The 22,397-nt window shown below is 68.0% G+C and carries 25 protein-coding genes and 1 pseudogene; 18 read left to right on the plus strand and 8 right to left on the minus strand.

Annotated features, from left to right (window positions below; translation table 11 throughout):
* Positions 1–267 precede the first annotated feature (267 nt).
* Complete coding sequence (locus HII36_RS40570; protein ID WP_217370573.1) at positions 268–786, minus strand: ATP-binding protein; 519 nt, start codon at positions 784–786, stop codon at positions 268–270.
* 567 nt (positions 787–1,353) lie between these two features.
* Here HII36_RS40570 and HII36_RS40575 point away from each other — a divergent pair.
* From HII36_RS40575 to HII36_RS40585, 3 genes are all read left to right on the plus strand, one after another.
* On the plus strand, positions 1,354–2,172 hold the full coding sequence (locus tag HII36_RS40575) for a helix-turn-helix domain-containing protein (RefSeq protein ID WP_173528657.1): 819 nt from the start codon (positions 1,354–1,356) through the stop codon (positions 2,170–2,172).
* Positions 2,163–2,375 (plus strand): DUF397 domain-containing protein, encoded by a 213-nt coding sequence (locus HII36_RS40580; protein ID WP_173528658.1) that lies wholly within the window; start codon positions 2,163–2,165, stop codon positions 2,373–2,375. The genes HII36_RS40575 and HII36_RS40580 overlap by 10 nt, the downstream gene beginning before the upstream one ends.
* Before the next feature lie 851 nt (positions 2,376–3,226).
* Positions 3,227–4,384: a hypothetical protein gene (locus HII36_RS40585; RefSeq protein ID WP_173528659.1), complete on the plus strand. Its 1,158-nt coding sequence runs from the start codon at positions 3,227–3,229 to the stop codon at positions 4,382–4,384.
* Positions 4,385–4,647: 263 nt separating this feature from the next.
* Here HII36_RS40585 and HII36_RS40590 read toward each other — a convergent pair whose 3' ends face one another.
* Positions 4,648–5,037 (minus strand): ArsR/SmtB family transcription factor, encoded by a 390-nt coding sequence (locus tag HII36_RS40590; RefSeq protein ID WP_217370574.1) that lies wholly within the window; start codon positions 5,035–5,037, stop codon positions 4,648–4,650.
* A gap of 56 nt (positions 5,038–5,093) precedes the next feature.
* Between HII36_RS40590 and HII36_RS40595 the strand changes: the two genes are divergently transcribed.
* The 7 genes from HII36_RS40595 to HII36_RS40625 all read left to right on the plus strand — a co-directional run bounded on the left by HII36_RS40595 (position 5,094) and on the right by HII36_RS40625 (position 10,816).
* Complete coding sequence (locus tag HII36_RS40595; protein ID WP_173528660.1) at positions 5,094–6,173, plus strand: flavin-containing monooxygenase; 1,080 nt, start codon at positions 5,094–5,096, stop codon at positions 6,171–6,173.
* Positions 6,174–6,268: 95 nt separating this feature from the next.
* Entirely contained in the window at positions 6,269–6,418 is a 150-nt protein-coding gene (locus HII36_RS40600; protein ID WP_173528661.1) for a hypothetical protein, read from the plus strand.
* Positions 6,419–6,442: 24 nt separating this feature from the next.
* On the plus strand, positions 6,443–7,843 hold the full coding sequence (locus tag HII36_RS40605; protein ID WP_173528662.1) for an FAD-dependent oxidoreductase: 1,401 nt from the start codon (positions 6,443–6,445) through the stop codon (positions 7,841–7,843).
* Positions 7,844–7,855: 12 nt separating this feature from the next.
* A complete protein-coding gene (locus tag HII36_RS40610; RefSeq protein WP_173528663.1) occupies positions 7,856–8,119 on the plus strand; it encodes a hypothetical protein in 264 nt (87 codons plus the stop codon).
* A complete protein-coding gene (locus tag HII36_RS40615) occupies positions 8,116–9,351 on the plus strand; it encodes an MFS transporter (protein ID WP_173528664.1) in 1,236 nt (411 codons plus the stop codon). The genes HII36_RS40610 and HII36_RS40615 overlap by 4 nt, the downstream gene beginning before the upstream one ends.
* Before the next feature lie 32 nt (positions 9,352–9,383).
* Entirely contained in the window at positions 9,384–9,761 is a 378-nt protein-coding gene (locus tag HII36_RS40620; RefSeq protein WP_173528665.1) for an ArsR/SmtB family transcription factor, read from the plus strand.
* Complete coding sequence (locus tag HII36_RS40625; RefSeq protein ID WP_173528666.1) at positions 9,758–10,816, plus strand: ArsO family NAD(P)H-dependent flavin-containing monooxygenase; 1,059 nt, start codon at positions 9,758–9,760, stop codon at positions 10,814–10,816. Before HII36_RS40620 ends, HII36_RS40625 begins: the two co-directional genes overlap by 4 nt.
* Before the next feature lie 25 nt (positions 10,817–10,841).
* Here the strand turns inward: HII36_RS40625 and HII36_RS40630 are convergent, their stop codons facing one another.
* The gene (locus HII36_RS40630) at positions 10,842–11,453 is read right to left on the minus strand and encodes an arsenate-mycothiol transferase ArsC (RefSeq protein ID WP_236004397.1); all 612 of its coding nucleotides are present in this window, start codon (positions 11,451–11,453) and stop codon (positions 10,842–10,844) included.
* Positions 11,454–11,848: 395 nt separating this feature from the next.
* Here HII36_RS40630 and HII36_RS40635 point away from each other — a divergent pair, with 395 nt between their 5' ends.
* The 5 genes and pseudogenes from HII36_RS40635 to HII36_RS40655 all read left to right on the plus strand — a co-directional run bounded on the left by HII36_RS40635 (position 11,849) and on the right by HII36_RS40655 (position 14,847).
* Positions 11,849–12,208 (plus strand): ArsR/SmtB family transcription factor, encoded by a 360-nt coding sequence (locus HII36_RS40635; protein ID WP_173528668.1) that lies wholly within the window; start codon positions 11,849–11,851, stop codon positions 12,206–12,208.
* Between the two features lie 40 nt (positions 12,209–12,248).
* Positions 12,249–13,352, plus strand: a complete 1,104-nt coding sequence (arsB, locus tag HII36_RS40640) for an ACR3 family arsenite efflux transporter (protein ID WP_217370575.1) — start codon at positions 12,249–12,251, stop codon at positions 13,350–13,352.
* Positions 13,345–13,770, plus strand: a complete 426-nt coding sequence (locus HII36_RS40645) for an arsenate reductase ArsC (RefSeq protein ID WP_173528669.1) — start codon at positions 13,345–13,347, stop codon at positions 13,768–13,770. Before arsB ends, HII36_RS40645 begins: the two co-directional genes overlap by 8 nt.
* A 392-nt stretch (positions 13,771–14,162) precedes the next feature.
* Positions 14,163–14,602, plus strand: a pseudogene (locus HII36_RS40650) (TIGR02391 family protein).
* A gap of 29 nt (positions 14,603–14,631) precedes the next feature.
* Positions 14,632–14,847 (plus strand): hypothetical protein, encoded by a 216-nt coding sequence (locus tag HII36_RS40655; RefSeq protein WP_173528670.1) that lies wholly within the window; start codon positions 14,632–14,634, stop codon positions 14,845–14,847.
* Between the two features lie 33 nt (positions 14,848–14,880).
* On the opposite strand, the gene HII36_RS40660 is transcribed toward HII36_RS40655, so the two are convergent.
* The 5 genes from HII36_RS40660 to HII36_RS40680 are packed head-to-tail and all read right to left on the minus strand — an operon-like array spanning position 14,881 to position 19,350.
* The gene (locus HII36_RS40660) at positions 14,881–15,624 is read right to left on the minus strand and encodes a response regulator transcription factor (RefSeq protein WP_173528671.1); all 744 of its coding nucleotides are present in this window, start codon (positions 15,622–15,624) and stop codon (positions 14,881–14,883) included.
* A gap of 21 nt (positions 15,625–15,645) precedes the next feature.
* Positions 15,646–16,452 (minus strand): phosphate ABC transporter ATP-binding protein PstB, encoded by an 807-nt coding sequence (gene pstB, locus HII36_RS40665; RefSeq protein WP_173528677.1) that lies wholly within the window; start codon positions 16,450–16,452, stop codon positions 15,646–15,648.
* A 56-nt stretch (positions 16,453–16,508) separates the two neighbouring features.
* Positions 16,509–17,414: a phosphate ABC transporter permease PstA gene (gene pstA, locus HII36_RS40670; protein ID WP_217370577.1), complete on the minus strand. Its 906-nt coding sequence runs from the start codon at positions 17,412–17,414 to the stop codon at positions 16,509–16,511.
* Positions 17,411–18,358, minus strand: a complete 948-nt coding sequence (gene pstC, locus HII36_RS40675; protein ID WP_173528672.1) for a phosphate ABC transporter permease subunit PstC — start codon at positions 18,356–18,358, stop codon at positions 17,411–17,413. The genes pstA and pstC overlap by 4 nt, the downstream gene beginning before the upstream one ends.
* A complete protein-coding gene (locus HII36_RS40680) occupies positions 18,355–19,350 on the minus strand; it encodes a PstS family phosphate ABC transporter substrate-binding protein (RefSeq protein ID WP_217370578.1) in 996 nt (331 codons plus the stop codon). Before HII36_RS40680 ends, pstC begins: the two co-directional genes overlap by 4 nt.
* 343 nt (positions 19,351–19,693) lie before the next feature.
* Between HII36_RS40680 and HII36_RS40685 the strand changes: the two genes are divergently transcribed.
* The 3 genes from HII36_RS40685 to HII36_RS40695 all read left to right on the plus strand — a co-directional run bounded on the left by HII36_RS40685 (position 19,694) and on the right by HII36_RS40695 (position 22,093).
* A complete protein-coding gene (locus HII36_RS40685; protein ID WP_328808117.1) occupies positions 19,694–20,053 on the plus strand; it encodes an ArsR/SmtB family transcription factor in 360 nt (119 codons plus the stop codon).
* Positions 20,054–20,221: 168 nt separating this feature from the next.
* Entirely contained in the window at positions 20,222–20,476 is a 255-nt protein-coding gene (locus tag HII36_RS40690) for an ArsR/SmtB family transcription factor (RefSeq protein ID WP_173528673.1), read from the plus strand.
* Positions 20,477–20,872: 396 nt separating this feature from the next.
* Complete coding sequence (locus HII36_RS40695; RefSeq protein ID WP_236004398.1) at positions 20,873–22,093, plus strand: M28 family metallopeptidase; 1,221 nt, start codon at positions 20,873–20,875, stop codon at positions 22,091–22,093.
* Positions 22,094–22,397: the final 304 nt, after the last annotated feature.

Here is a 22,397-nt window from a genome sequence, read left to right on the forward strand (position 1 = left end):
GTTCAGGGGCTGAACAAGGAACGGGCGTGAGTCCGCTGTCGGCGTGCTCGCCAGTCACGCCATGCAACAGCGACCGCGAAGAGGCTCGGGCCGCGCACGAGCACTGCCACCGTCACCGGTGCGGGGACGCTACCGGGAGCGGCGATGATCCAGCCGATGAAAGCGGCGGTGAGCAGCAGGGGGAGGAGCATGATCAGGTGATGGCGACGCATGGCGTTTTCCGATTCCCCGAGGCCGACAGGAGCCTTGAACTGCCAGGGCGGCTGGCTAGACCGTGGTATGGAAGAGTTCGGCGAGTTGGGCTGGAGTTGGATTGAGGTCGAGATGGCACCAGATGACCCGGTGCCCGCTGGCGAGGAGCCGGTAGCTTCCCCATCGGTTGCGCGACAGGTTCTCCACGATCGCCAGCCCGCGCCCGCGCTCGGAGTACAGGCTGGGCGCCTGAAGCGGGATACGCGCGGGTTCCGAGCAGGACGATCCGGGATCGGTCACGGTCAGCCGCAGGTACTCCTGCCGCTGCGAGAGCCTGAGCATGATCGGGAATGAGGTGGCATCAGCGCTGGAGGTGCCGGCATATCTGACGGCGTTGGTAACCAGCTCGGACGCCGCCAAGACGGCGATCTCGTGAGCGGGATGCTCGGCTCCCAGCCATATCCTGACGGCTTCTCTGGCGAGGTACGGCGCCTGGTCATTGTGCCGAAGTTGGATAACGCCGATTTCCTGAACTTGGGCCATTGGAGGCTCGGGATAGATCACCGCATTCGCCTCGCTACTTCCCAGCCGCACGCTGCTCCCTCGGAGGATGAATTCGAACAGTGTCGTGATCGCTGGAATTTCCGCATGTCGTGTAGAAGGGGTCGGTGGTGGGCGCGGCGTGGCCGATACCGATACCGTTGCGCGGACAGGATTGGGCCGGTTGCCGCCGGCCGCGATGCGTCCTGTTCCTGGGATGCTTCGAGCTCGCTCCAGCTGAATCCTCTACCGGCGTCCCTGGAGGTAGCGGCGAGTGGCAGGGGGGCGGTGCATGCGTAGGTCTCTTTCGCTCGGATGACGACATGACGAGCCCGACAATGAACCAGACCGATGCGCACCGAATCAACACACCCATGTGAATTCACGCGAAACACCTTCTTGTCGCTTTTGTTCTTTTGTGGCCGCAGATGCCACGCCGCTTCCGAGATCACTTGTGGGATAAAGAGTTGCGGGCCTCTTGACTCCCTGTGTTCTCTCCATAGCTTGGTGTCTCGACGGTATTTTTTGGGACGGTCTTCACCGTCATTCATCCGACAGGTTGTCGCACTCCTGGGTGTCGGATGTGTGGCAGGTGTGGGACCGGACCATGGGAGGTGGAGCATGCCCGCGGCACGCAAACTCGATCCGAACGCGAGCAGGACGGCGGCCTTCGGCGCTGAGCTGCGACGCATGCGTGAGGAGGCGCGGCTTACTCAGGCCGAACTCGGCCGCCGTGCCGGCTACTCGGCCAGCCAGATCGGCGCGGTCGAGGTGGGTAAACGCCCGCCCACAGAACAGTTCCTCACTGAGTGCGAGAAAGCACTCGGTTCCGGGCTGCGGGAGCTGTGGGCCTCGTTGTCGCACCATCGCGACGCCGCCCCGACCTGGTTCGCACCCTGGCTGCAAGAGGAAGAACAGGCCCAGTCCCTGCGCACCTGGCAGCCCCTGGTGATCCCCGGGCTGCTGCAGACGGCCGAGTACGCTCGCGCTCTACTGGAGAGCGAAAACGGCTACGACGCCGAACGCATCGATGCTCTCGTCGCCGCCCGCCTGGCCAGACAGAAGATTCTGACCCGCACCCACCCTCCTCGCTACCTGGTGGTGCTGGACAAAGGAGTACTCAGCCGGCCCATCGGCGGCCCCGACGTCATGCGTGCGCAGCTGGAGCGGCTGCTGGAGGCCATCCGCGCCCCACACATCACCGTGCAGATCTGTCCGCTGGGTGCCAATCCCGGGTTGAGCGGGGGTATCGTCATCGCGCAAGCACCCAACGCCACCCGTCACACGGTGTATCTGGAGACCGCCGCTGAGCCCGTCGTCACGAGCTATGCCGAGGTGGTCGAGCTGGTTACGATGAAATTGGACGCCATCCGGGCGGATGCCCTCCCCCAGAGGGCGTCGGTCGAGTTCATCAGGGAGATGGTGGAGAAATGGACCTGACGGCCGAGCTGGAGACGGCGGCCTGGCGCAAGGCGACACGCTCGACCGGGAACGGCGGAGACTGCCTCGAAGTCGCACCACTCTCCGGCGGCCGTGTAGGAATCCGCGACACCGAAGCGCCCGACCAGGCTCCCTTCGTCGTTCGATCCGAGGTGTGGGCTGCGTTCATCGACGGCGCCAAGAAGGGCGAGTTCGACTTCTGACAACTGCCAGCGTCAGCATCAGGGGCCCTGCTGGCCGCGGCCTCTCTTTCCCTGCTCGGGTGGTCGCCGGCGCAGGATCGGCGCAGGTCATGGCGCCTCCGCTGGAAACCAGGTGGCGCCTGCCCTCTTCGAACACCGCTGTGGCCAGGACCAGCCAGCCGCAAGAATTGCAGGTGGTTGGCGAAGCGCAGCGCGAGATGACACGTTCATCTGGTGCCAGGAACAGGTAGGTCGAGGGACTTGACGCGACCGAGGTCGGCGTCGCTCATTCCAGGAAAGAACGACAGCTCGCTTCGCCTTGCGAAATTGCGCCCTCTCTGGCGGGACGGCGAGCAGGATGACCACGTGCAGCGAGCCGCGTAGGCAAGGCGAGTTCGGCGGCGGCTGCGGCCCGTTGATCCAACCGGCGAAGCGGGTCATGAGCTGAATCGCTTGCGGTGAAGGGCGAAATGCTGTGCCCAGGTTCCCGGCGGTCACCCCATCACGCCCAACTGACAGACGAGGAACGTCCGACTGGCGTGGCTCTCAGCGACGGCGCATCTCCCCAACTATGGTGGCTGGCCGTGACAGCCTCCGCGTCAGTGCCCATCCCCGTCCACGTAGCGCTCCCTCCTTCTTCGGAGCCGAAGCCGACGTGGCGTCCGAGCCACCGCGGTGATCCTGAGACGTTTCTCGACTCACGGATCGATTGGGCCAAACATGGGCTTGAGCCTCGCTGGCTTGGTGAGGAGAGCAGCGACTGCGCCGTAGCACTGGACCCGAGCGTTTTCGCCAGCCACGGAGCTGAGGAACTGCGACGGTTCCTCGCTGGCGCTCGCGACCGTGGCGAGGTCGCACTGACCATCGCCACGATGGGTCGAGCAGACGACGATTTGCCCCGGTCGGTTCTGGCTACTCAGGATGCATCGGTCAATGTGACCTCTACTGCTGAATTCTACGTAGCGGGTCGCAGGTTACCTGCCGGAGCCAAACCGAGATTGGCTGACAACGTGACCGGTCCGGAGCGCGATTTGGGTCTGCGGCTCCTGGCGAGACCGGAGAATGCTCCATGGTGGGCAATGACGTTGGCCGGCACCACCCTGCTGCCGGGGGGCGGCGGGCCAGCGGTCATCCATCAGCCAACGGGCGAGCTGGTGCCGATCCTGATCGACGGCCTTGGAACGCCTGTAGCTGCGGTATGGATCTCGCCGGAGGAGGACCAGCGCACCTATCTCGTGCCTGATGGAACCGATGGCAATGTCGTGCTGGATTGGCTGGTTACCCAGGCGCTGCCGTCGTACGTTCCGGGCGCGCTCCGGCGTGCGAGATCACCACACTTCGTCGACCCGTCTCTGCAAACCGTCGAAGAGACAGTTGCCCGCCAGGCGCTCGCGGACCTGGAAGCTACCTACGCCGTCGAGCGGGCGCGACTGGAGAGCGAGCTACAGACGGCGATGGCCACGGCAGAGCCGATCCGGTACGGCCTGCTGTACGGCACTGGCGCTGAGCTTGAAGACGCAGTCGCCGCGGTGCTGCAGGCGGCAGGCTTCACCACGATGAACCTCGATGACGAACTCGGCGCCGGTAAATCTGCAGATCTGTTGGCGACATACGGCTCCGAGCGGAGGATGGTCGAGGTCAAATCGGCCGCTGGCAACGCTCCCGAGAAGCTTGTTGGAGCGCTGGAGCGGCACCTGGCAACCTGGCCGAGCCTGCGGCCGGACGTGCCAATTGGCGCAGGTGTCCTGGTTGTGAACCATCAGCATCGCAAGGACCCTAACAACCGTTCCTCTCAGGTGTACGAGCGACCGGAGTTCGTCGCGTCCTTGAAGGTGGTGGTGATCAGCAGCCGAGACCTTTTCGTTCGGTGGGCTGCAGCCGATTGGGAGGCGATCCGGAAAGCCGTCTTGGGAAGTGCTTCTATTACCCCATCGTCAGGCGTGTCCACGCATTCATCGGCGGCCGAGGTGGGTCGTACGCCATCCAGGAAGTTGCGCTTGCCTTGGATACGCCGACGCAACAGAGGCTGAAATGCGGGGCACGTCCACGGACGTGACCCCCTCTTGAGCCGGATGTGGCCCAACACGGCGTCTATTGATCGAGGCTGCCTGGGGCGAAGTTGCTCAGGCGTCGTTCGAGGTGCGGCCAGACGTCCTCAGCGCGATTGAGTCCGGGAGCGTAGGAGAGCAGGTAGAACACCTTCGGCCAGGAGCGGGAGGCGATCGGGCATCTCAACGTCCATGGCCGGTGCTCCCGTTCTATGCTGCGGCGAAGAGGGTGGACCCAACCAGGGTCAGCAGCAGTAGCGCAGGTACTCCTGCAAGTCGGCGAGCGCTTGGACGACGCGTTGCTTGTCGGCGCGATACAGCACGACCTTGCCTTGTTTGCGTGAGGTCAGGATGCCACCGCGTTTGAGCTCGGCGAGTTGCTCGGAGGCGCGAGGCTGGCCGATCTGGGCCAGCTCGGCGACCTGATTGACCGACAGCTCGGCGCCGCGGGCGAACAGCAGCATGATGCGCTGGCGGGCCGGGCTGGCCAGGGCCTTGAGGAAGGCGTTCACGGCCGGGCTGATCTCGACGGTCGTGTCCGGCTGCGGGTCGGCCGGGCAGCACTGAGCGCTGTCCGTCGCGGCTTCGGTACCGGCCGTCGTCTGCTTGGCCATCACCACCTCCTGCTGGCTCATTTCAACACCATATCGGTGCTTTGACATATCTGAAAACAGCGATATATGGTCCGGCCATGACCAGATCCCCTCATTCCGTCGTCATCGTGGGGGCCGGCCAGTCCGGCCTGGCCGCCGCCCGCGCCGTACGCGACGCAGGCCTGACCCCGCTCATCCTGGAGGCCGGTGACCGACCGGCCGGCTCCTGGCCCGGCTACTACAACAGTCTCACCCTGTTCTCGCCAGCCGGCTTCAGCGCCATGCCCGGCCTGGACTTCCCCGGCGATCCCGACCACTACCCTCACCGCGACGAGGTCGCCGACTACCTGCACAGATATGCCACCGGTCTGGGTGTGGAGATCCGCACCGGCACGCGGGTGCAGGCGGTGGAGCGAGAGGGCAGGGCGTTCGTCGTGCGCACCGCCGACGGCCAGGAGGTGAGGGCCGGCGGTGTGGTGGCCGCCAGCGGCTCCTTCTCCCGCCCGGCCCGTCCTACCTGGCCGGGCCAGGAGAGCTTCGCCGGCCAGGTGCTGCACGTAGCCGACTACCGCGACCCCAAGGACCTGGCCGGACTGCGCGTCGTGGTGGTGGGCGGCGGCAACTCCGCCGTCCAGGTGGCCTACGAGCTGAGCGAGGTCGCGCGGGTGAGTATCGCCTCGCGCCGGCCGCTGGCGTTCCTGCCCCAGCGGCGCGACGGTCACGACGTGCACCACTGGCTGACCAGCAGCGGCTTCGACGATCTACCGCCCGAATGGCTGATCCACAGCGTGCAGCAGACGCTGGTGATGGACACCGGCGACTATCGCGCCGCGCTCGAGTCGGGGCGGCTGGAGCGGCGGGAGGTGTTCACCGGCTTCGACGGCGACGCCGTCGTCTGGCCAGGTGGTGAGCGCGAACCGGTGGACGTCGTCCTGCTGGCCACCGGCTATTTGCCGAGCCTGGAGTACCTGCGTCCACTCGGCGCCCTCACCCCCGAGGGACTGCCGTTGCACAAGGGTGGCGTCTCCATCATGCTTCCCGGACTGGTCTACCTGGGGCTGGAGTTCCAGCGCTCGTTCGCCTCCAACACGCTGCGCGGCGTCAGCAGGGACGCCGACTACGTCATCGGCCCGCTGGCCGCCCACGTGCGGGACGCCCCCGTTCAGGTCGGCCTCTGACCAGCCTGCTTCGATGCCCGGCTAATTTGACAAACCTCTAAGTAGTGGCGCATGATGGCCACTGATTAGACGAACTTCTATTCAGGAGGTGCGCGATGCGCGCTCTGTTCACCCGCCTGCGCCGGACCGCTCCGCTCGCCTCGGACGTGACCTTCGACGAGACGGCCGCCCAGGTGTGCGACACCGCCTGCCGCGCCAGCGCCGCAGTCGAGCGCGCCCGCACCTTCAGCCTGTCGTACCGCTAACCCACTCGCCACCTGGAGAGCGTCATGAGTGACAGTTGCTGCGGCACCACCACCGTCGAGATCGAGCAGTTCACCAATGTCGAGCAGACCGGCGCGCTGCCGGTCGTCGTGATCGGCGCCGGGCCCGTCGGCCTGGCCGCCGCCGCCCACCTCGCCGAGCGCGGCATCGACTTCCTCGTCCTGGAGGCCGGCGACCGGGTCGGCGCCTCCGTGGCGCAGTGGGGGCACGTACGCGTCTTCAGCCCCTGGAAGTACAACATCGACGCCGCCGCCCGCCGGGTGCTGGAGGCCGACGGCTGGACCGCTCCGGACGGGGAATGGCTGCCCACCGGCGCCGAGCTGATCGATGACTACCTCGCCCCGCTGGCCAAGCTGTTCGGCGACAGGGTGAGGCTGGGCGCCAAGGTCACCGCCATCAGCCGTCTCGGCTACGACCGGGTGCGAACGGCAGGTCGGGAAGAGGCGCCGTTCCTGATCCGCCTGGCCGACGGCAGCGAGTTGCAGGCGCGGGCAATCGTGGACGCCTCCGGCACCTACACCAGCCCGAACGTGCTGGGCGCGAGCGGCCTGCCCGCGCACGGCGAGGGCCAGGTGTTCGTCGACCACGCGCTGCCCGACGTGCTCGGTGCCGACCGCGACCGCTACGAGGGCAAGCACGTCCTGGTCGCCGGTGCGGGCCACTCGGCCGCCACCACCCTGCTCGCGCTCGCCGAGCTGCCTGACACGCCGATCACCTGGGCGATCCGCGGCGGCAGCGCGGGCCGCACGTACGGCGGCGGCGACGCCGACGCGCTCCCAGCCCGTGGCGCGCTCGGCACCCGGCTGCGCGCACACGTCGAATCCGGCCGCATCACGCTGCTGACCGGCTTCTTCACCCACCGCGTGAACACCACGGCCGAAGGCGTCGAGGTGGTCAGCCGCGACCCGTCCGGCCACGAGCAGTCGGTCGTCGTCGACAGGATTGTCTCAGCCACCGGCTACCGTCCCGATCACTCGATCGCCGCCGAACTGCGCTTGGACCTTGACCCGGTGCTCGGCTCCACCCGCACCCTGGCCCCGCTGATCGACCCCAACCAGCACTCCTGCGGCACCGTCCCACCGCACGGGGTGGACGAACTCGCCCACCCCGAGCCCGGCTACTACGCGGTCGGCGTCAAGAGCTACGGCCGCGCCCCCACCTTCCTCATGGCCACCGGCTACGAGCAGGTCCGCTCGGTCGTCGCCGCCCTGGCCGGGGACTGGGAAGCCGCCCGCGACGTACAGCTCGACCTGCCCGAGACCGGTGTGTGCTCCTCCAACCTGGCCGAGGCCCAGGAACAGCGCGTCGGCCTGGCCACCGGCATCAGCGGCGGCCTGCTGTCCGCCCCGCTCCCGCTGGCCACCGTCGGCGCTGCGACGGAGTCCGGCAGCGGCTGCTGCGGCTGAAAGGAGCACCCAATGTCCGACGGATACCCCACCGCCGCCCAGAAGGAGGCCCTGCGCCTCATCTGCGACCAGCAGCCCATGCCCGTCCACCGGCTGGCCGCCGAGATGGTCGCAGCCCGCAGGCCCAGCACCAACCCCGGCTACGCGCCGGCGATCGCCCGGATGGCGGGAACGCTCGCCTGGCGGCTGCAGGCCCAGGGCTTCATCACCGAGAACCGCGCGGGCGGGTGGACGACCACGGCCGAGGGCCGCGCGCTGATCTCCTGTCCGGCATGAGTTCCCCCGCCGAGACCGCCGCCCCCGAACAGCAGGGCGGCGGTCCGCCGCGTTCCGGACAGGGATGGCGGGTCGTCGCCGCGCTGGCGGTCACCCAGACCATCGGCTACGGCGTGCTCTACTACGCCTTCTCCGTCTTCCTCGCCCCCATGGCGCGCGACCTGGATGCCGGCAACGCCCAGATCGCCGCCGCCCTCACCCTGTCCGTCCTGATCGCCGCGTTGTGCGCGCCGCTGGTCGGCCGATGGCTGGACGCCCGCGGCGGGCGTGCCCTGATGACCACCGGGTCGCTGCTGGGCACCGCAGCGGTGCTGGCCTGGTCGCGGGTGGAGAGCCTGCCGCAGCTGTACGCGGTGTTCGCGCTCGTCGGCGTCGCCTGCTCCATGGTGCTGTACGAGGCCGCCTTCGCCGTCATCGTCTCCCTCTACAACGGCAACGAGCGCGGCCGGGCGAACGGACTGCTGGCGCTGACCATCGTCGCCGGGTTCGCTTCCTCGATCTTCCTGCCGCTCACCGGCCTGCTCGTCGACCGGCACGGCTGGCGCACGGCGCTGGTGATCCTGGCCCTGATCTACGGGGTGGCGGCGATCCCGCTGCACGCGTTCGTCGTGCGCCGCCGCGCCGCCACAGGCAAGGCGGAGACGACCTCTGCGCAGGAGCGGGCCGGCATTGTCAAGGCCGCCACCCGCGCCCGGCCGTTCTGGCTGCTGGTGATCGCCTTCACCGCCAACGGCGGTGCGGTCGCCACCGTGGCGGTGCTGCTCATCACCTACCTGATCCACCTCGGGCACTCGCCCGTCCTGGCCGCCACCCTGGCCGGGCTGCTGGGCGTGCTGTCGGTGACCGGCCGGCTGATCACCACCGGCCTGCAGACCCGCCTGCCCGCCGCCCTCATCGCCGCCGCCATCTTCGCCCTGCAAGGGGTGGCCGCGCTGCTGCTGCCGCTGATCGGGCGCACGGTGGCAGGCGTGATCGGCGCGGTGCTGCTGTTCGGGCTCGGCTTCGGCATCGCCTCCATCACTCTGCCGCACCTGCTGGTCCGACGCTACGGCACCACCGCCTACGCCTCCCTCGCCGGCCGGATCGCCGTCTTCTCGGTCGCGGACAAGGCCCTGGCCCCGCTCGGCGCGGTCGCGCTGGCCCAGGCCGCCGGGTACGGGTGGGTCATGGGCGCCGTGGCGGCGGCGTGCGCTATTGCGGCGTTCGCGTTGCTGGCCTACCACCGCCTATAATTTAGACCAGCATCGAATTAAGGAGTCGCGTCATGGCCGCCCCCGCGAACACCCAGTGCTGCGCGCCAATCGCCCGTGAGCCGCTGGCCGAAGCCGACGCCGCCGAACTGGCCACGCTGCTCAAGGCCGTCGCCGACCCGGTACGCCTGCGCCTGCTGTCGATGATCGGCTCCCACGCCGGCGGCGAGGCGTGCGTGTGCGACCTGACCGACGCCTTCGACCTGACCGCCCCCACCATCTCCCACCACCTCAAGGTGCTGCGCACCGCCGGGCTCATCGACGGCGAACGCCGCGGCACCTGGGTCTACTACCGCATCATCCCCGAGGTGGTGAACCAGCTCGGCGCCCTGTTCACCCCGCTCGCCGAACCTGCTCCTGGGCGCGCCGAGCTGGAGCTGCTCCCCGTATGACGGCTGCGCCACGGCCCGTCGACGCCCTCGTGATCGGCGGCGGGCAAGCCGGCCTGGCCGCCGGTTACTACCTGCGCCGCGCGAAGGCCGACTTCGTCATCCTGGACGCGCAGCATCGGCCCGGTGGCGCCTGGCAGCACACCTGGGACAGCCTGCGCCTGTTCTCACCCGCCCAGTACAGCTCGCTGCCCGGCCGCATGATGCCCGTCCCGCCGGACGGCGGCTATCCAAGCGCCGCCGAGGTCGTCGCCTATCTGACCGACTACGAGCAGCGCTACGAGCTGCCGATTCTGCGCCCGGTCGTGGTGCAGGCCGTACGACGGGGCGACGGGCACCTGACCGTGGAGACCGATCAGGGCGTCTGGCAGGCCAAGGCGGTGATCAGCGCGACCGGCACGTGGTGGCGCCCCTACGTCCCGCACTATCCCGGCATGCGGGACTTCCGAGGTGAGCAGCTGCACACTGCTGGCTACCGCGGCGTTGAGCCGTTTCGCGGTAAGCGGGTGGTCATCGTCGGCGGGGGCAACTCGGCAGCCCAGCTCCTGGCCGATCTGTCCACCGTGGCCGACACCACGTGGGTGACCCAGCGCCCGCCGCGTTTGCTCCCCGACGACATCGACGGCCGCGCCCTGTTCGACCTGGCAACACGTCGCCACCGCGCCGCCCAGACGGGCGAGCAGGGCGTGACCATCGCCGACCTGGGCGACATCGTCGCCGTCCCGCCCGTGCGGGAAGCGCGCGATCGGGGCGTGCTCAAGGCCGAACCGATGTTCGCCCGCATAACACCTGACGGGATCGCCTGGGCAGACGGCAGCGAACTGCCCTGCGACGCGATCGTCTGGTGCACGGGCTTCCGGCCCACGCTCAATCATCTGGCTCCGCTACGCCTACGCGGCCATGACAGCATCATCGCGACCGAGGGAACCCGAGCGGTGGGCGAGCCACGCTTGCACCTGCTCGGCTATGGCGACTGGACCGGCCCCGCCTCCGCCACCCTGATCGGCGCCGGCCGGACGGCCAAGGAAGCAGTCGCCACGGTCGTGGCCACTGTCTAGGCAGCTTGTGAGTCGGGAGGTTCGGCTACCGCTCGGCCGCCCGGGGGACGAGTTCGTCGAGCAGGTCGCGCACCATCAAATCGATCATGAGGCAGAGTTCGCGGACCTCTGCTGTGGACCGGCCGCGCGTCTCGGAGAAGTCCCAGTTCAGATAGCGCTTGCCGGGGTGGATGGGGCAGGCGTCTCCGCAGCCCATGGATACGATCACGTCCGCGGCGAGCACCACTTCATCGGTGAGCGGCTTGGGGAACTCTGGGCCGACCTCCGCGCCCATTCCGGCGAGCGCCTCCAGCACTGCCGGCTCGATCTCGTCGGCCGGGTGAGTGCCCGCTGCCCTTACATTCACCTGGCCTCGGGCATGGTGGCGCGTCAGGGCCGCGGCGATCTGTGAGCGGCCGGCGTTGTGGGTGCAGACGAACAGCACTTCGCACACGGGCTTGCCGATGGCGCCGCGAGTCTGGGCCAGGGCGGTCAGACGCTCTTCGGCCAGCCGCTCCGTGAGGGTGAACAGATGCTCGCGCACCCGCGCTCCATGGGCCAATGACTGATAGGACGCCGTCACATAGCGTTCGACCGTCTCAATGGAGAAGATGCCGGGGAACCGGGGCAGCAACTGCTGAGCGATCCTGCGCAGCAAGACGTCAGGGCGGCTCAGCTCCACGAGAACGCCCCCAGGTGCTGGCGATCGAAGCGCTCGGCCAGCAGCGATGAATAGTGGGCCACGATGGCATCGTGCCCACAGGTGCAGCTCATGAGCACTCCCGTCTGCTCACATTGATGAGCATCGATTTGAACGGGCTCATGCTGGCATCGACGAGCGGCGGACAGGCGAAGAAAAGGTGAACAGTCTTCGACAATCCGGGTGCCAGACTGCCCACGGTGGCCGCCTGTGGCCCTGCCGAACAGCGGTAATGCGGGCGACAGCATCCGAGGTGGGTCTCGTCTTGCGCGGACGGGACCGTTTGGCAGGCATTCATAGATGTATGTCAATATGGACGAGGACTTCGACAACCGTCTATATCAGGGGGTCACGTGGAGCCGCTGCCGATCCTGGAGTGCAGCCCGCCGCTGGTGCGCGAGCAACTCGACGCCGCCCAGGCCGCCGAGCTCGCCCGCGTTTTCAAGGCGCTGGGTGACCCGGTCCGGCTGCGCATCCTGTCGATCGTCGCCAGCCATCAGGGCGGGGAGGCGTGCGTGTGCGACATCACCGGCGCCTTCGAGCTGTCCCAGCCGACGATCAGTCACCACCTGAAGGTGCTCAAGGATGTCAGCCTGCTCACCTCCGAGCGGCGCGGCTCGTGGGTCTACTACCGGCTCATCCCCGAGAGCTTGGCCCAGCTGTCAGCCCTGCTGGACATCGCCGCCATGCCCGACGTGCCCGCCACGCTCTGACGCATCGCACCTTGTCGCCCGCATCACCAGGAAGGACGAGATGTCTTCGAACGCTGCCCACGCCCAAGTGCCACCGATCACGGCGGCCGTGGTGGGCCGGTTGTCGGTCCTGGACCGGTTCCTGCCGGTCTGGATCGGTGTGGCGATGGCCGCCGGGCTGCTGCTGGGCCGGTTCGTGCCGGGCCTGAACAGCGCGCTGGAGGCGGTGAAGATCGGAGAGATCTCGCTGCCCATCGCGCTCGGGCTGCTGCTGATGATGTATCCGGTGCTGGCCAAGGTCCGCTACGACCGCCTCGACACCGTCACCGGCGACCGCCGCATGCTGATCTCGTCGCTGGTGCTGAACTGGGTCGCCGGGCCCGCGCTGATGTTCGCCCTCGCCTGGACCTTCCTGCCCGACCTGCCCGAGTACCGTACCGGCCTGATCATCGTCGGGCTGGCCCGCTGCATCGCCATGGTGCTCATCTGGAACGACCTGGCCTGCGGCGACCGCGAGTCCGCGGCGGTGCTGGTCGCGATCAACTCGGTCTTCCAGGTCGTCGCCTTCGGCGCGCTGGGCTGGTTCTACCTCCAGGTGCTGCCCGGCTGGCTCGGGTTGTCGCAGACCGCGCTGGAGGTGTCCATGTGGGACATCGCCCAGTACGTACTGATCTTCCTGGGCATCCCGCTGGTGGCCGGCTACCTGTCGCGCCTGTGGGGCGAGCGGGCCAAGGGCCGCCAGTGGTACGAGACGAGATTCCTGCCGAAGATCGGGCCCGTGGCCCTGTACGGGCTGCTGTTCACGATCGTCATCCTGTTCGCGCTGCAGGGGCACACGATCAGCGACAGGCCGCTGGACGTGGCCCGTATCGCGCTGCCGCTGCTGGCCTACTTCATCGTGATGTGGGGCGGTTCTTTCCTGATGGGCCGGGCGATCGGCCTGCCGTACGAGCGGACCACCACGCTGGCCTTCACCGCGGCCGGCAACAACTTCGAGCTGGCCATCGCGGTGGCGGTCGGCGTCTTCGGGGTCACCTCCGGGCAGGCGCTGGCCGGGGTGGTGGGGCCGCTCATCGAGGTGCCCGTCCTGGTGGCCCTGGTCTACGTCAGCCTCTGGGGCCGCCGCCTGTTCACCGACTCATCCAAGGAGCCCGTCCATGCCTGACACCCCTTCCGAGACCGCTTCCGCCAAGCCGAGCGTGCTGTTCGTGTGCGTCCACAACGCCGGACGCTCCCAGATGGCCGCGGGCTGGCTCGCCCACCTGGGCGCCGGACGTATCGAGGTGCGCTCGGCCGGATCGGCGCCCGCCGAGCAGATCAACCCGGTGGCGGTCGAGGCGATGCGCGAGGTCGGCATCGACATCACCGGCGAACAGCCCAAGGTCCTCACGCCGGAAGCGGTCCAGGCCTCGGACGTGGTCATCACCATGGGCTGCGGCGACGCCTGCCCGATCTTCCCCGGCAAGCGGTACGAGGACTGGAAGCTCGACGACCCGGCAGGCCAGGGCATCGAGTCGGTGCGCGTGATCCGCGACGAGATCCGGGATCGGATCGAGCAACTCGTCGGCGAGCTGACCGGCTGAGCACGAGCGGGGGCGAGGCAACGAGCACGCGCGTCCTGATCATCGGCGGCAGCCATGGGCAGCAAGCCGGATGGGGGCCGAGGCCGTCAGCGACGACGCAGGCCAAGCCGCAGCGGGGTCTTTGGCGTGGGATGCCTCGTTTGTGTGGTGGCGGGCGTGTCGCCCCCAGTCACGGGGACGGCTCTGAAACCATACGCGCCATGGATGTCCCCCCGCGTCATGAAGGAACTCGACGAGTTCCTTGAGCTCACCAATCTGGTGCCTCCTCCGCCACCACCTCCTGGCGTCATAAGCTTTTCCGAAAGAACGACACGGTCAACAAGTGGTACCAGCATCGCGAAGCGGTGATGCGGGCGAGAGCGGAGCTCGCTCGCCGCGAAGAAGTACGCGAGATGCTCGGCGACGACGCGCCGGACCTGAACGCTTCCCAATTCCACCCCTGGATCTGGGACGGGGCGAAGTCGCTGTGGGCGTCGAAGCACTATCGACAAGCTGTGGCCGTAGCCGCGGTGAAGCTCAATGCAGAGACGCAGAACAAGATCGGCCGAAGGACGTGTCGGAGAAGGACCTGTTCCGGCAGGCTTTCACCACGGATCCGCCCGCGGCTGGCAGGCCACGGCTTCGGCTCATGCCAGACGACGGCTCACTCACCTACCGCAGCGTTCAAGAGGGAGCGGCCGCGTTCGCCGAGGGCTGTTATCGCGCCATTCGTAACCCGACGAGCCATATCCCGCAGTCCGAGCTGCCCGAACACGAGGCTCTTGAGCAGCTGGCCGCGTTCAGCGTGCTGGCACGCTGGGTCGATGTGGCCGCCGTAGAAAAGGCGCCTTGAAAGCGGAGCGGAAATAGCCATTCCGCACCATGCGCCAGCACGTTGTGCAGGATCGCGAGGCGCGTCTGCACCACCCGGGCCGCTCCCGCCATACCCGCGGCAGGCTTCTCACCAGCCGGTTGACTGCGGCGGTCCTGGACGTGACCGACTCAGCGCGCGCTGTGCGGCGACAAGGCGAGCAGCGCGCCGAGCGCTCGATCAAGATCATCACCTTTCAGCGACCACCGAAAAGCGCCACGCCCTAGCCGATCACTGGATGAGCAGCTGCGGTCGGATCATCAGAGGTTCCCGGCCACTTCTGCGGGCGGTTCGTCAGGTTGTGCGTAGCGGTAGCCGACGCCGCGCACGGTGTGGATGATCCTCGGGCTCTTCTCGGAGTCACCCAGGCGGCGGCGCAGCCGTTTGATGTGCACGGCGATGGTGTTGTTCGGCGGCTCGATGCTGCTGGCCCAGACGTGGCGGCTGATCTCGTGGCGGGTGACCACCCGCCCGGCGTTGGCCATGAGGTAGGCGAGCAGATCGAACTCGCGCAGCGGCACGTGCACCGGTTCGCCGCGCACGCGCACGACATGAGCCTTCGCGTCGAGTTCGACGTCGCCCACCCGCAGTGGCGCCTCCGCGCTGGGCGGGACCTGAAGGAGCGGCAGCAGCTCGGTGATGCGGTACGGCTTGACCACGCACGCTGTCGCGCCGGCCTGCAGGGCCTTGATGGCGATCTCGGCGTCGGAGGCGCCCACCCCGAAGATGATCCGCAGGTCCATGCGGCGGCGCAGCGTCGTGATCAGGGTCACCGCGTCGAGGCCCGGCAGGTCGGCGCCGAGCAGCAGCACGTCCGGCTGCTCGGCGCCGATCCTCAGCAGGGCTTCCATGCCGTCGTCGCACTGCACGACCGTGATCCCGTGCTCGGCCAGCCCGTCCAACTCGGCCTGCGGGTCGGCGACCAGCAGGAAGGGACCGGTCCTTGCGGCCGTCTCGCCGCCCGGTTGGGCGGGCGGCGAGACGGCGGCTGTCGCACGGCTCATGTGTCCCTGACTCCGCTCTGCTCAGCCGAAGCGCCCGGTGATGTAGCCCTCGGTGCGCTTGTCGGCGGGGTTGCTGAAGATCCGCGAGGTGGCGTCGAACTCCACCAGGCGGCCGTGCCGTACCCCTTGCTCGTCCACTTCGGCGGTGAAGAACGCGGTCCGTTCGGAGACACGGGCCGCCTGCTGCATGTTGTGCGTGACGATCACGATCGTGTAGTCACGTGACAGGACCTGCATCAGATCCTCGATCTTGGTGGTGGCGATCGGGTCGAGCGCCGAGCAGGGCTCGTCCATGAGGATCACGTCCGGTTTGACGGCGATGGCGCGGGCGATGCACAGACGTTGCTGCTGCCCGCCGGACAGGGCCAGGGCGTTGCTCTTGAGCTTGCCCTTGACCTCGTCCCACAGCGCGGCGCGGTGCAGCGCGTCTTCGACCACGTCGTCCAGGCCCTTGCGCTGTCCGTTGATGCGTGGACCGTAGGCGATGTTGTCGTAGATGGATTTGGGGAACGGGTTGGGCTTCTGGAAGACCATGCCGATCCTGCGCCGGACCTCGATCGGGTCGACGCTCTCACCGTAGAGATCCTCGGTGTAATAGGTGATCTTCCCCGCGACCCGCGCGTCGGGGATGAGGTCGTTCATCCGGTTCAGGCAGCGCAGCACCGTGCTCTTGCCACAGCCGGACGGCCCGATCAACGCGGTGATCTCGCGCGGGGCGATACGCAGGTTCACCCCGCGCACCGCCTCGTAGTCGCCGTAGAAGACCGACAGGTCCGCCATGGTGAACACGGGGTCGAAGACTTCTGGTGGCAGGGCGGAAGGAGCCATGTGCGTCTGCGTTCTGGTCGTCAGGTGGGTGTTGATGTCAGAGGCCACGAGTGGGTTCACCACCGCTTCTGAGAGCGATTGCGGACGTAGATGGCGATCGAGTTCATCGCGATGATGACTGCCAGCAGCAACACGATGGCCGCCGACGACAGGTCATGGAACGCCTCACGCGACTGGCTGATCCAGCCATAAATCTGGATCGGCAGTACGGTGTAGCCGCTCATCAGGCCGTCGGGAGTGTAGGCGACGTAGGTGAGGCCGCCGAGCAGCAGCAGCGGCGCGGCCTCGCCGGCCGCCCTGGACAGCGCCAAGATGGAGCCGGTGGCCATGCCGGGAACGGCCGAGGGCAGCACCTGCCGCCAGATCGTCTGCCACTTGGTCGCGCCCAAGCCGTAGGAGGCGTTGCGGATCGAGTTCGGCACCGCTCTGATGGCCTCACGCGAGGCGATGATCACAATCGGCAGCACGAGCAGCGACAGCGTGATCGACGCGGTGCTCACGGTGGTGCCGAAGCCGAAGCCGCGGGCGATGATGCCCAGGCCGAGAATGCCGTACACGATGGACGGAATCGCCGCCAAGTTCGCGATGTTCAGCTCGATCATCCGGTTGTACCACTTACGATGATCGGCATACTCCTCCAGGTAGATCGCGCCGAAGACGCCCACCGGTAGGCAGAACACCGCGGTCAGCCCGATCACCCACACAGTGCCGAACAACGCGGACTTGGCTCCGGCCCGCTCTGGCCTTCGGATGGACGGGAAGTTCTCCCACAGCCGGGGATCGAGCCTGGACCAGCCCTTGTAGACGACGTAGACCAGCAACGTCACCAAGAACGCCACCGCCACGGCCAGGCACAGCCGCAGCAGCATCTTGAACACGAGGTCGCCCCACCGCACCCGCTGGCGGGTGAGCTGGAGCCTGCGCTGCTCGGGCAGAGTCGAGGTGGGCGTGGACGTGCTCACTCGTACACCTCCCTGAAGCGGCGGACCAGGCGGGCACTGAGGACGTTCATCAGGAACGTGATGGCGAACAGCAGGGCGCCGACCGCGAAGATGGTCTTGTAGTCGAGCGAGGCGGTCGGCAGGTCACCCGAGCCGGCCTGGGCGATGAAGCCGGTCATGGTTTGCATGGCGTCCAGCGGGTTGAACGACAGCGCGGGCTTGTTGCCCGACGCGATCGCCACGATCATCGTCTCGCCGATGGCCCGCGAGATCGCCAGTACGAACGAGGCCACCACCCCCGACAACGCCGCAGGCAGCACCACGCGGACGGCCACCAGCCGCGTCGACGACCCCAGTGCGTAGGCGCCGTCGCGAAGACCCCGGGGGACCGCCGACATGGCGTCCTCCGACAGCGAGGCGACCGTGGGGACGATCATGATGCCCATGACCAGCCCGGCCGACAGGGCGTTGAAGATGTCCGGCTGCAGCCCGGCGGGCAGATAGTTCTGCAGGGCGGGTGTGACGAAGCGCAGCGCGAAGAAGCCGTAGACCACGGTCGGCACGCCGGCCAGGACCTCGAGAACGGGTTTGAAGATCTTGCGGGTGCGGGTGTGGGCGTACTCGCTCAAGTACAGCGCAGCGCCCAGCCCGAGGGGGATCGCCACCACGATGGCGATGACGGTGATGAGGAACGTGGCCGTCACCAGCGGCAGCACGCCGTAGCGCGGAGGCTCGAACAGCGGCGCCCAGACCTGCGTGGTGAAGAACTCGGTGAAGCCGACCGCGTCGAAGAACTCGATCGTGGGCGGCACCAGCGAGACCACGATGCCGACGGTCGTGGCGACCGACACCAGGGCCGCGGCGACCAGCACCACCTGGACCGCGCGTTCCCCATAGCGCGAGCGCGCCCTCCCCAGCGGCCCCTTCGGGCTCGCCGGGGAGGACGTGGTGCCGGTGGTGCTCATCCGCCGGCCGCGCTCTTCAGCTTGTCCAGGTCAGCCTTAAGCTCGGTCTCCTGCTGGGCGTTCAGCGGGATGAACTTGGCGTCCTCGGCGATCTGCTTGTGGTTGGCGACGTAGTACTCGACGAACGCGAGCACCTCGGGCCGCTTCAGGGACTCGGCCTTGGGATAGATGAACAGCGGCCGCGCCAGCGGCTTGTACGTGCCGTCCTGTGCGCTCTGGGAGCTCGGCGTGACACAGCCGTCGCCACCGTCGATCTGCAACGCCTTGAGCTCGGCTGCGTTCTCCTCGAAATAGGAGAAACCGAAGTAGCCCATGCCGCCCTTGGAACCGGCCACGCCCTGCACGGTGACGTTGTCGTCCTCGCTGGGGCTGTAGTCGGTGCGGCTCTTGCCCTCCTCACCGTTGATCACGTCGGTGAAGTAGTCGAACGTGCCGGAATCGGTGCCGGCGCCGAACAGCTTCAGCGGCTCGTTCGGGAATTTGGGGTCCACCTGGTTCCAGTTGTTCACCTTCGAGCCGGGTTCCCAGATCTTCTTGAGCTGGTCCACCGTGAGGCAGTTGGCCCAGGTGTTGTCCTTGTGCACCACGACCGTCAGGGCGTCGTTGGCGACGGTGAACTCCTCGTAGGCGATGTTCTTGGCCTGGCAGGCGGTCTTCTCCTCGTCCTTGATCGGGCGGGAGGCGTTGGAGATGTCGGTCTCGCCGTTGCAGAACTTCTCGAATCCGCCGCCGGTGCCCGAGGTGCCGACGGTCACCCGCACCTTGGCCTGCTGCTCGCTGAACAGCTCGGCCGCAGCCGTCGACAAGGGGGCCACCGTGCTCGAACCATCGACCTTCACGTCGCCGGCCAACTCCTTGGCCGGCTGGGACGCACCCGTGGCGCCGGGCTCCTGGGAGGCGGCGGTCTGGTTTCCGCCGCCGCAGGCCGCCAGCGCGACGGCACACACCGCTACCGCCAGAAGGGCGCGCGCCGTCCGCACTCGATTTCTCACAGTCGTTCCTTTGCCTCGATTCCGGCCCGGCCCCGACCAGGCTCTCGTTACGAACGCATCGAAGCGCGCCTATATGAACAGACGGGAAACACGGCCTGATCGGCCGATAAATTCATCGACTGGCATCTATGCGTGATGAGCACGTGTCCACGTAGCGGGCCGAAGTGCCCCTGACTACGGCGATGCGGGCGCGCGCTCTCATTCGGCGAATGCACCTCGGCTGCCGCTCGACGAGGCAGCCGGGGCCACGGAGTCACCTCCTGCGGTGGCTGCCACCAGCGGCGTCATGAATTGATCACACATCGGTCACTTATCGTTCGCCATCGATCCATAGACTTGCTCAGTGCAGCAGGACGAACTCTCACCCACTCGACAAGCCGACCCGAATCACGGCGACGACTGCCACCCCGCCCTGATGGCCGAGCCGCTGTCGCGATCACAGGCCGAGCAGCTGGCAGTCGCGCTCAAGGCGGTCGCCGACCCCACCAGGCTGCAACTGCTCAGCATGATCAGTGCGAGTGAATCCGGCGAAGCCTGCGTGTGCGACCTCACTGCCCCCCTTGGCCTGACCCAGCCCACCGTCAGCCACCACCTGAAGATCCTCGTTGACGCCGGGCTGCTGGTCCGGGACAAGCGCGGGAAGTGGTCCTGGTACGCGATCGTGCCCGAGGGGTTGGAGGCGTTGCGCCGACTGATCCCCTGAGCGGCTCCCTGCCGGACCGGGCCGGTGGACAAGGAACATCGGCCACGATGAAATAGATGTGTGTCTATGAACGGGGAGTCACTGCCCCTTCTTCAGCTCACCGCTGACTGCGTCGGCTCACGGCCGGCGCCTCCCATTCCTTACGCACATGCCGCCACCCTGGCCCGGATGCTGGACGCCGTGGCCCATCCACTGCGGCTGCGCCTGGTCGGCATCATCGCCTCCAGCCCGAGCGGCCAGGCCTGCGCAGGCGATCTGGCCCGCATCCTGAACGTGCCGGAGTCTGCGGTCATGGCTCACCTGGACGCGCTGTGCCATGCGTCCCTGTTGAGCCCTCCCGCCTTCGACACGGGGCCGTTCCGCGCCACAGGCACCGCCAGGGACCTGATCGGCCGCCTGATCCCGCTGGTCACGTCCGCCTGAGAGCCCCAGGTGTTTCAGCCCAGACGGGATGCTGCTTAGACGCCTATCTATCTTGACGAGCGTCTAATCAGCATGAGATCGTGGTTTCTGATTAGACATCCATCTAACTGTTGGTAGCGGCACTGCCGTTCCCCCAGTGAAGGAGACCACGATGATGAACCAGAACAGCGGCGGAGGCTTCATCGGCGACCTGGCGGACGCGTTCACTCCGACTGCCGCCGGAGGATGTTGCGGAGCCCCCGCCGCCACCAGCGCGAGCGAGGCGGATCAGGCGGCCACGAGCTGCTGCGGCAGCCCGGCCGCTGCCCAGGACGCCGCCCAGTCCGGCTGCTGCGGCCAGGCTCCGGCCCTCGCCGCTGCCCAGGCCACGGCCGCCTCGTCCACCGGATGCTGCGGATGACCTTCACGACCGCGGATGTGGACCCGGCGGAACTGCTGGAGGCGGTGTCCGCAGAACGGATGCAGGCCACAGTGCACGAACTGGCCGCCGACCGCTACGCCGGGCGGCGCGTAGGCACCCCTGGCGGCCAGGCCTCCGCTGTCTGGCTCGCCGAGCGACTCGGCGAACTGGGCGCCGAGACGCAGCTGTCCGGCTTCGACGTGGCGAGCGTGCGGGAGCTATACGCCACCCCCGTACTCGAATGGAGCACCGGCGACCAGGCCCAGCGCCTGGAGCACCGCCGAGACTTCGTCGTGCACCTGGCCTCCGCCGAACTGCCGCGCCCGCGTTCCGCACCTCTGGCCGGACACTCCGAGACCGAGTGGAGCGGCCGGTGGGCGCTGGCCGAGCCTGGGGATTGGGCGCGGGCGTGCGAGCGAGCCGAGGCGCAAGGCGCGGCCGGCGTGCTGACCGCGCGCGGCACCGACGCCGAGGGCTGGATGCCCAAAATGATCGCCGGGCCGCCCGCCCGCCGGGTGCCCGTCGTCGCCCTGCGCACCGAGGCGCACGCCCGCCTGGCCGACGCCCTGGCCGCCGGCCCGGTCCAGGTGACCGCCTCGATGCCGCTACGCCAGATCACCACCCGCGGCCACAACGTCCATGCTCGCTTCCCACGCCCTCCCCAGAGCGTTAGGGCCCGGCTGCGAGTGCTGCTGACCGCGCACTACGACGGCGTCGGCGACGACCCCGACCAGCGCATGCCCGCCGCCGCCGACAACGCTTCCGGCGTGGCCGCGATCCTGGAGGCCACCCGCATCCTGTCAGCCACCCCAGTGCTCACCGCGCTTGAGCTTGCGGTGGCCTTCCTGGACGCCGAGGAAGCCGGCGCGAGGGGATCGGCCCACCACGCCGCCACGCTGCCGCCCGACACTCTGGTGATCAACCTTGATGGCGCCGCGCAGTTGCACCAGGCCGCCGCCGTCGAAGCAGGCGGCCCCGCCCACGCCCTGCTGGCCACCCTGGACCAGGCCGCCCGCCTGACCGGCGTGCCCCTGCGGGCTGGCGCGATGGCCTCCGACAACCGCCGTTACGCCGCCGCCGGACTGGCCGCGATCGGCATCGGCATGGGCATGCCCGGCTACCAGACCCCCGCCGAAACCCCCGACCGTGTCCAGCCGGACACCTTGCTGGCAGCAGCCCGGCTGGTGGTGGCCACCGTCATGCTGCTCGGTGCGTAGGAGGACGATATGGCGGGCACGCCCGGCCGAGCTGGTCAACCGCTCGTGGAGGTGATCGGGGAGAGGACAGCGGGCTCGAAATCCAGGTAGTGAGGGAGGGACGGCGATCGGCATGCCGAGCACCTACCGGTGCGGTCGCGCGCCGTATCGCGCCGAGAGGTCCAGCGCCTTCCGTGTCTAGTGCTGTGACCGGAAATGATCACCGGGTTGGCGTGTAGGACGGTCCTGCCGGTTGGATGAGCTGATCACGCTCGTTCCAGCAGTTGGGAGGCCCGGTGACACAACCGGTCAAGGTCCGCAGGCT

It is taken from the genome of Nonomuraea antri, from assembly GCF_013283785.1.
Classification (GTDB): domain Bacteria; phylum Actinomycetota; class Actinomycetes; order Streptosporangiales; family Streptosporangiaceae; genus Nonomuraea; species Nonomuraea antri.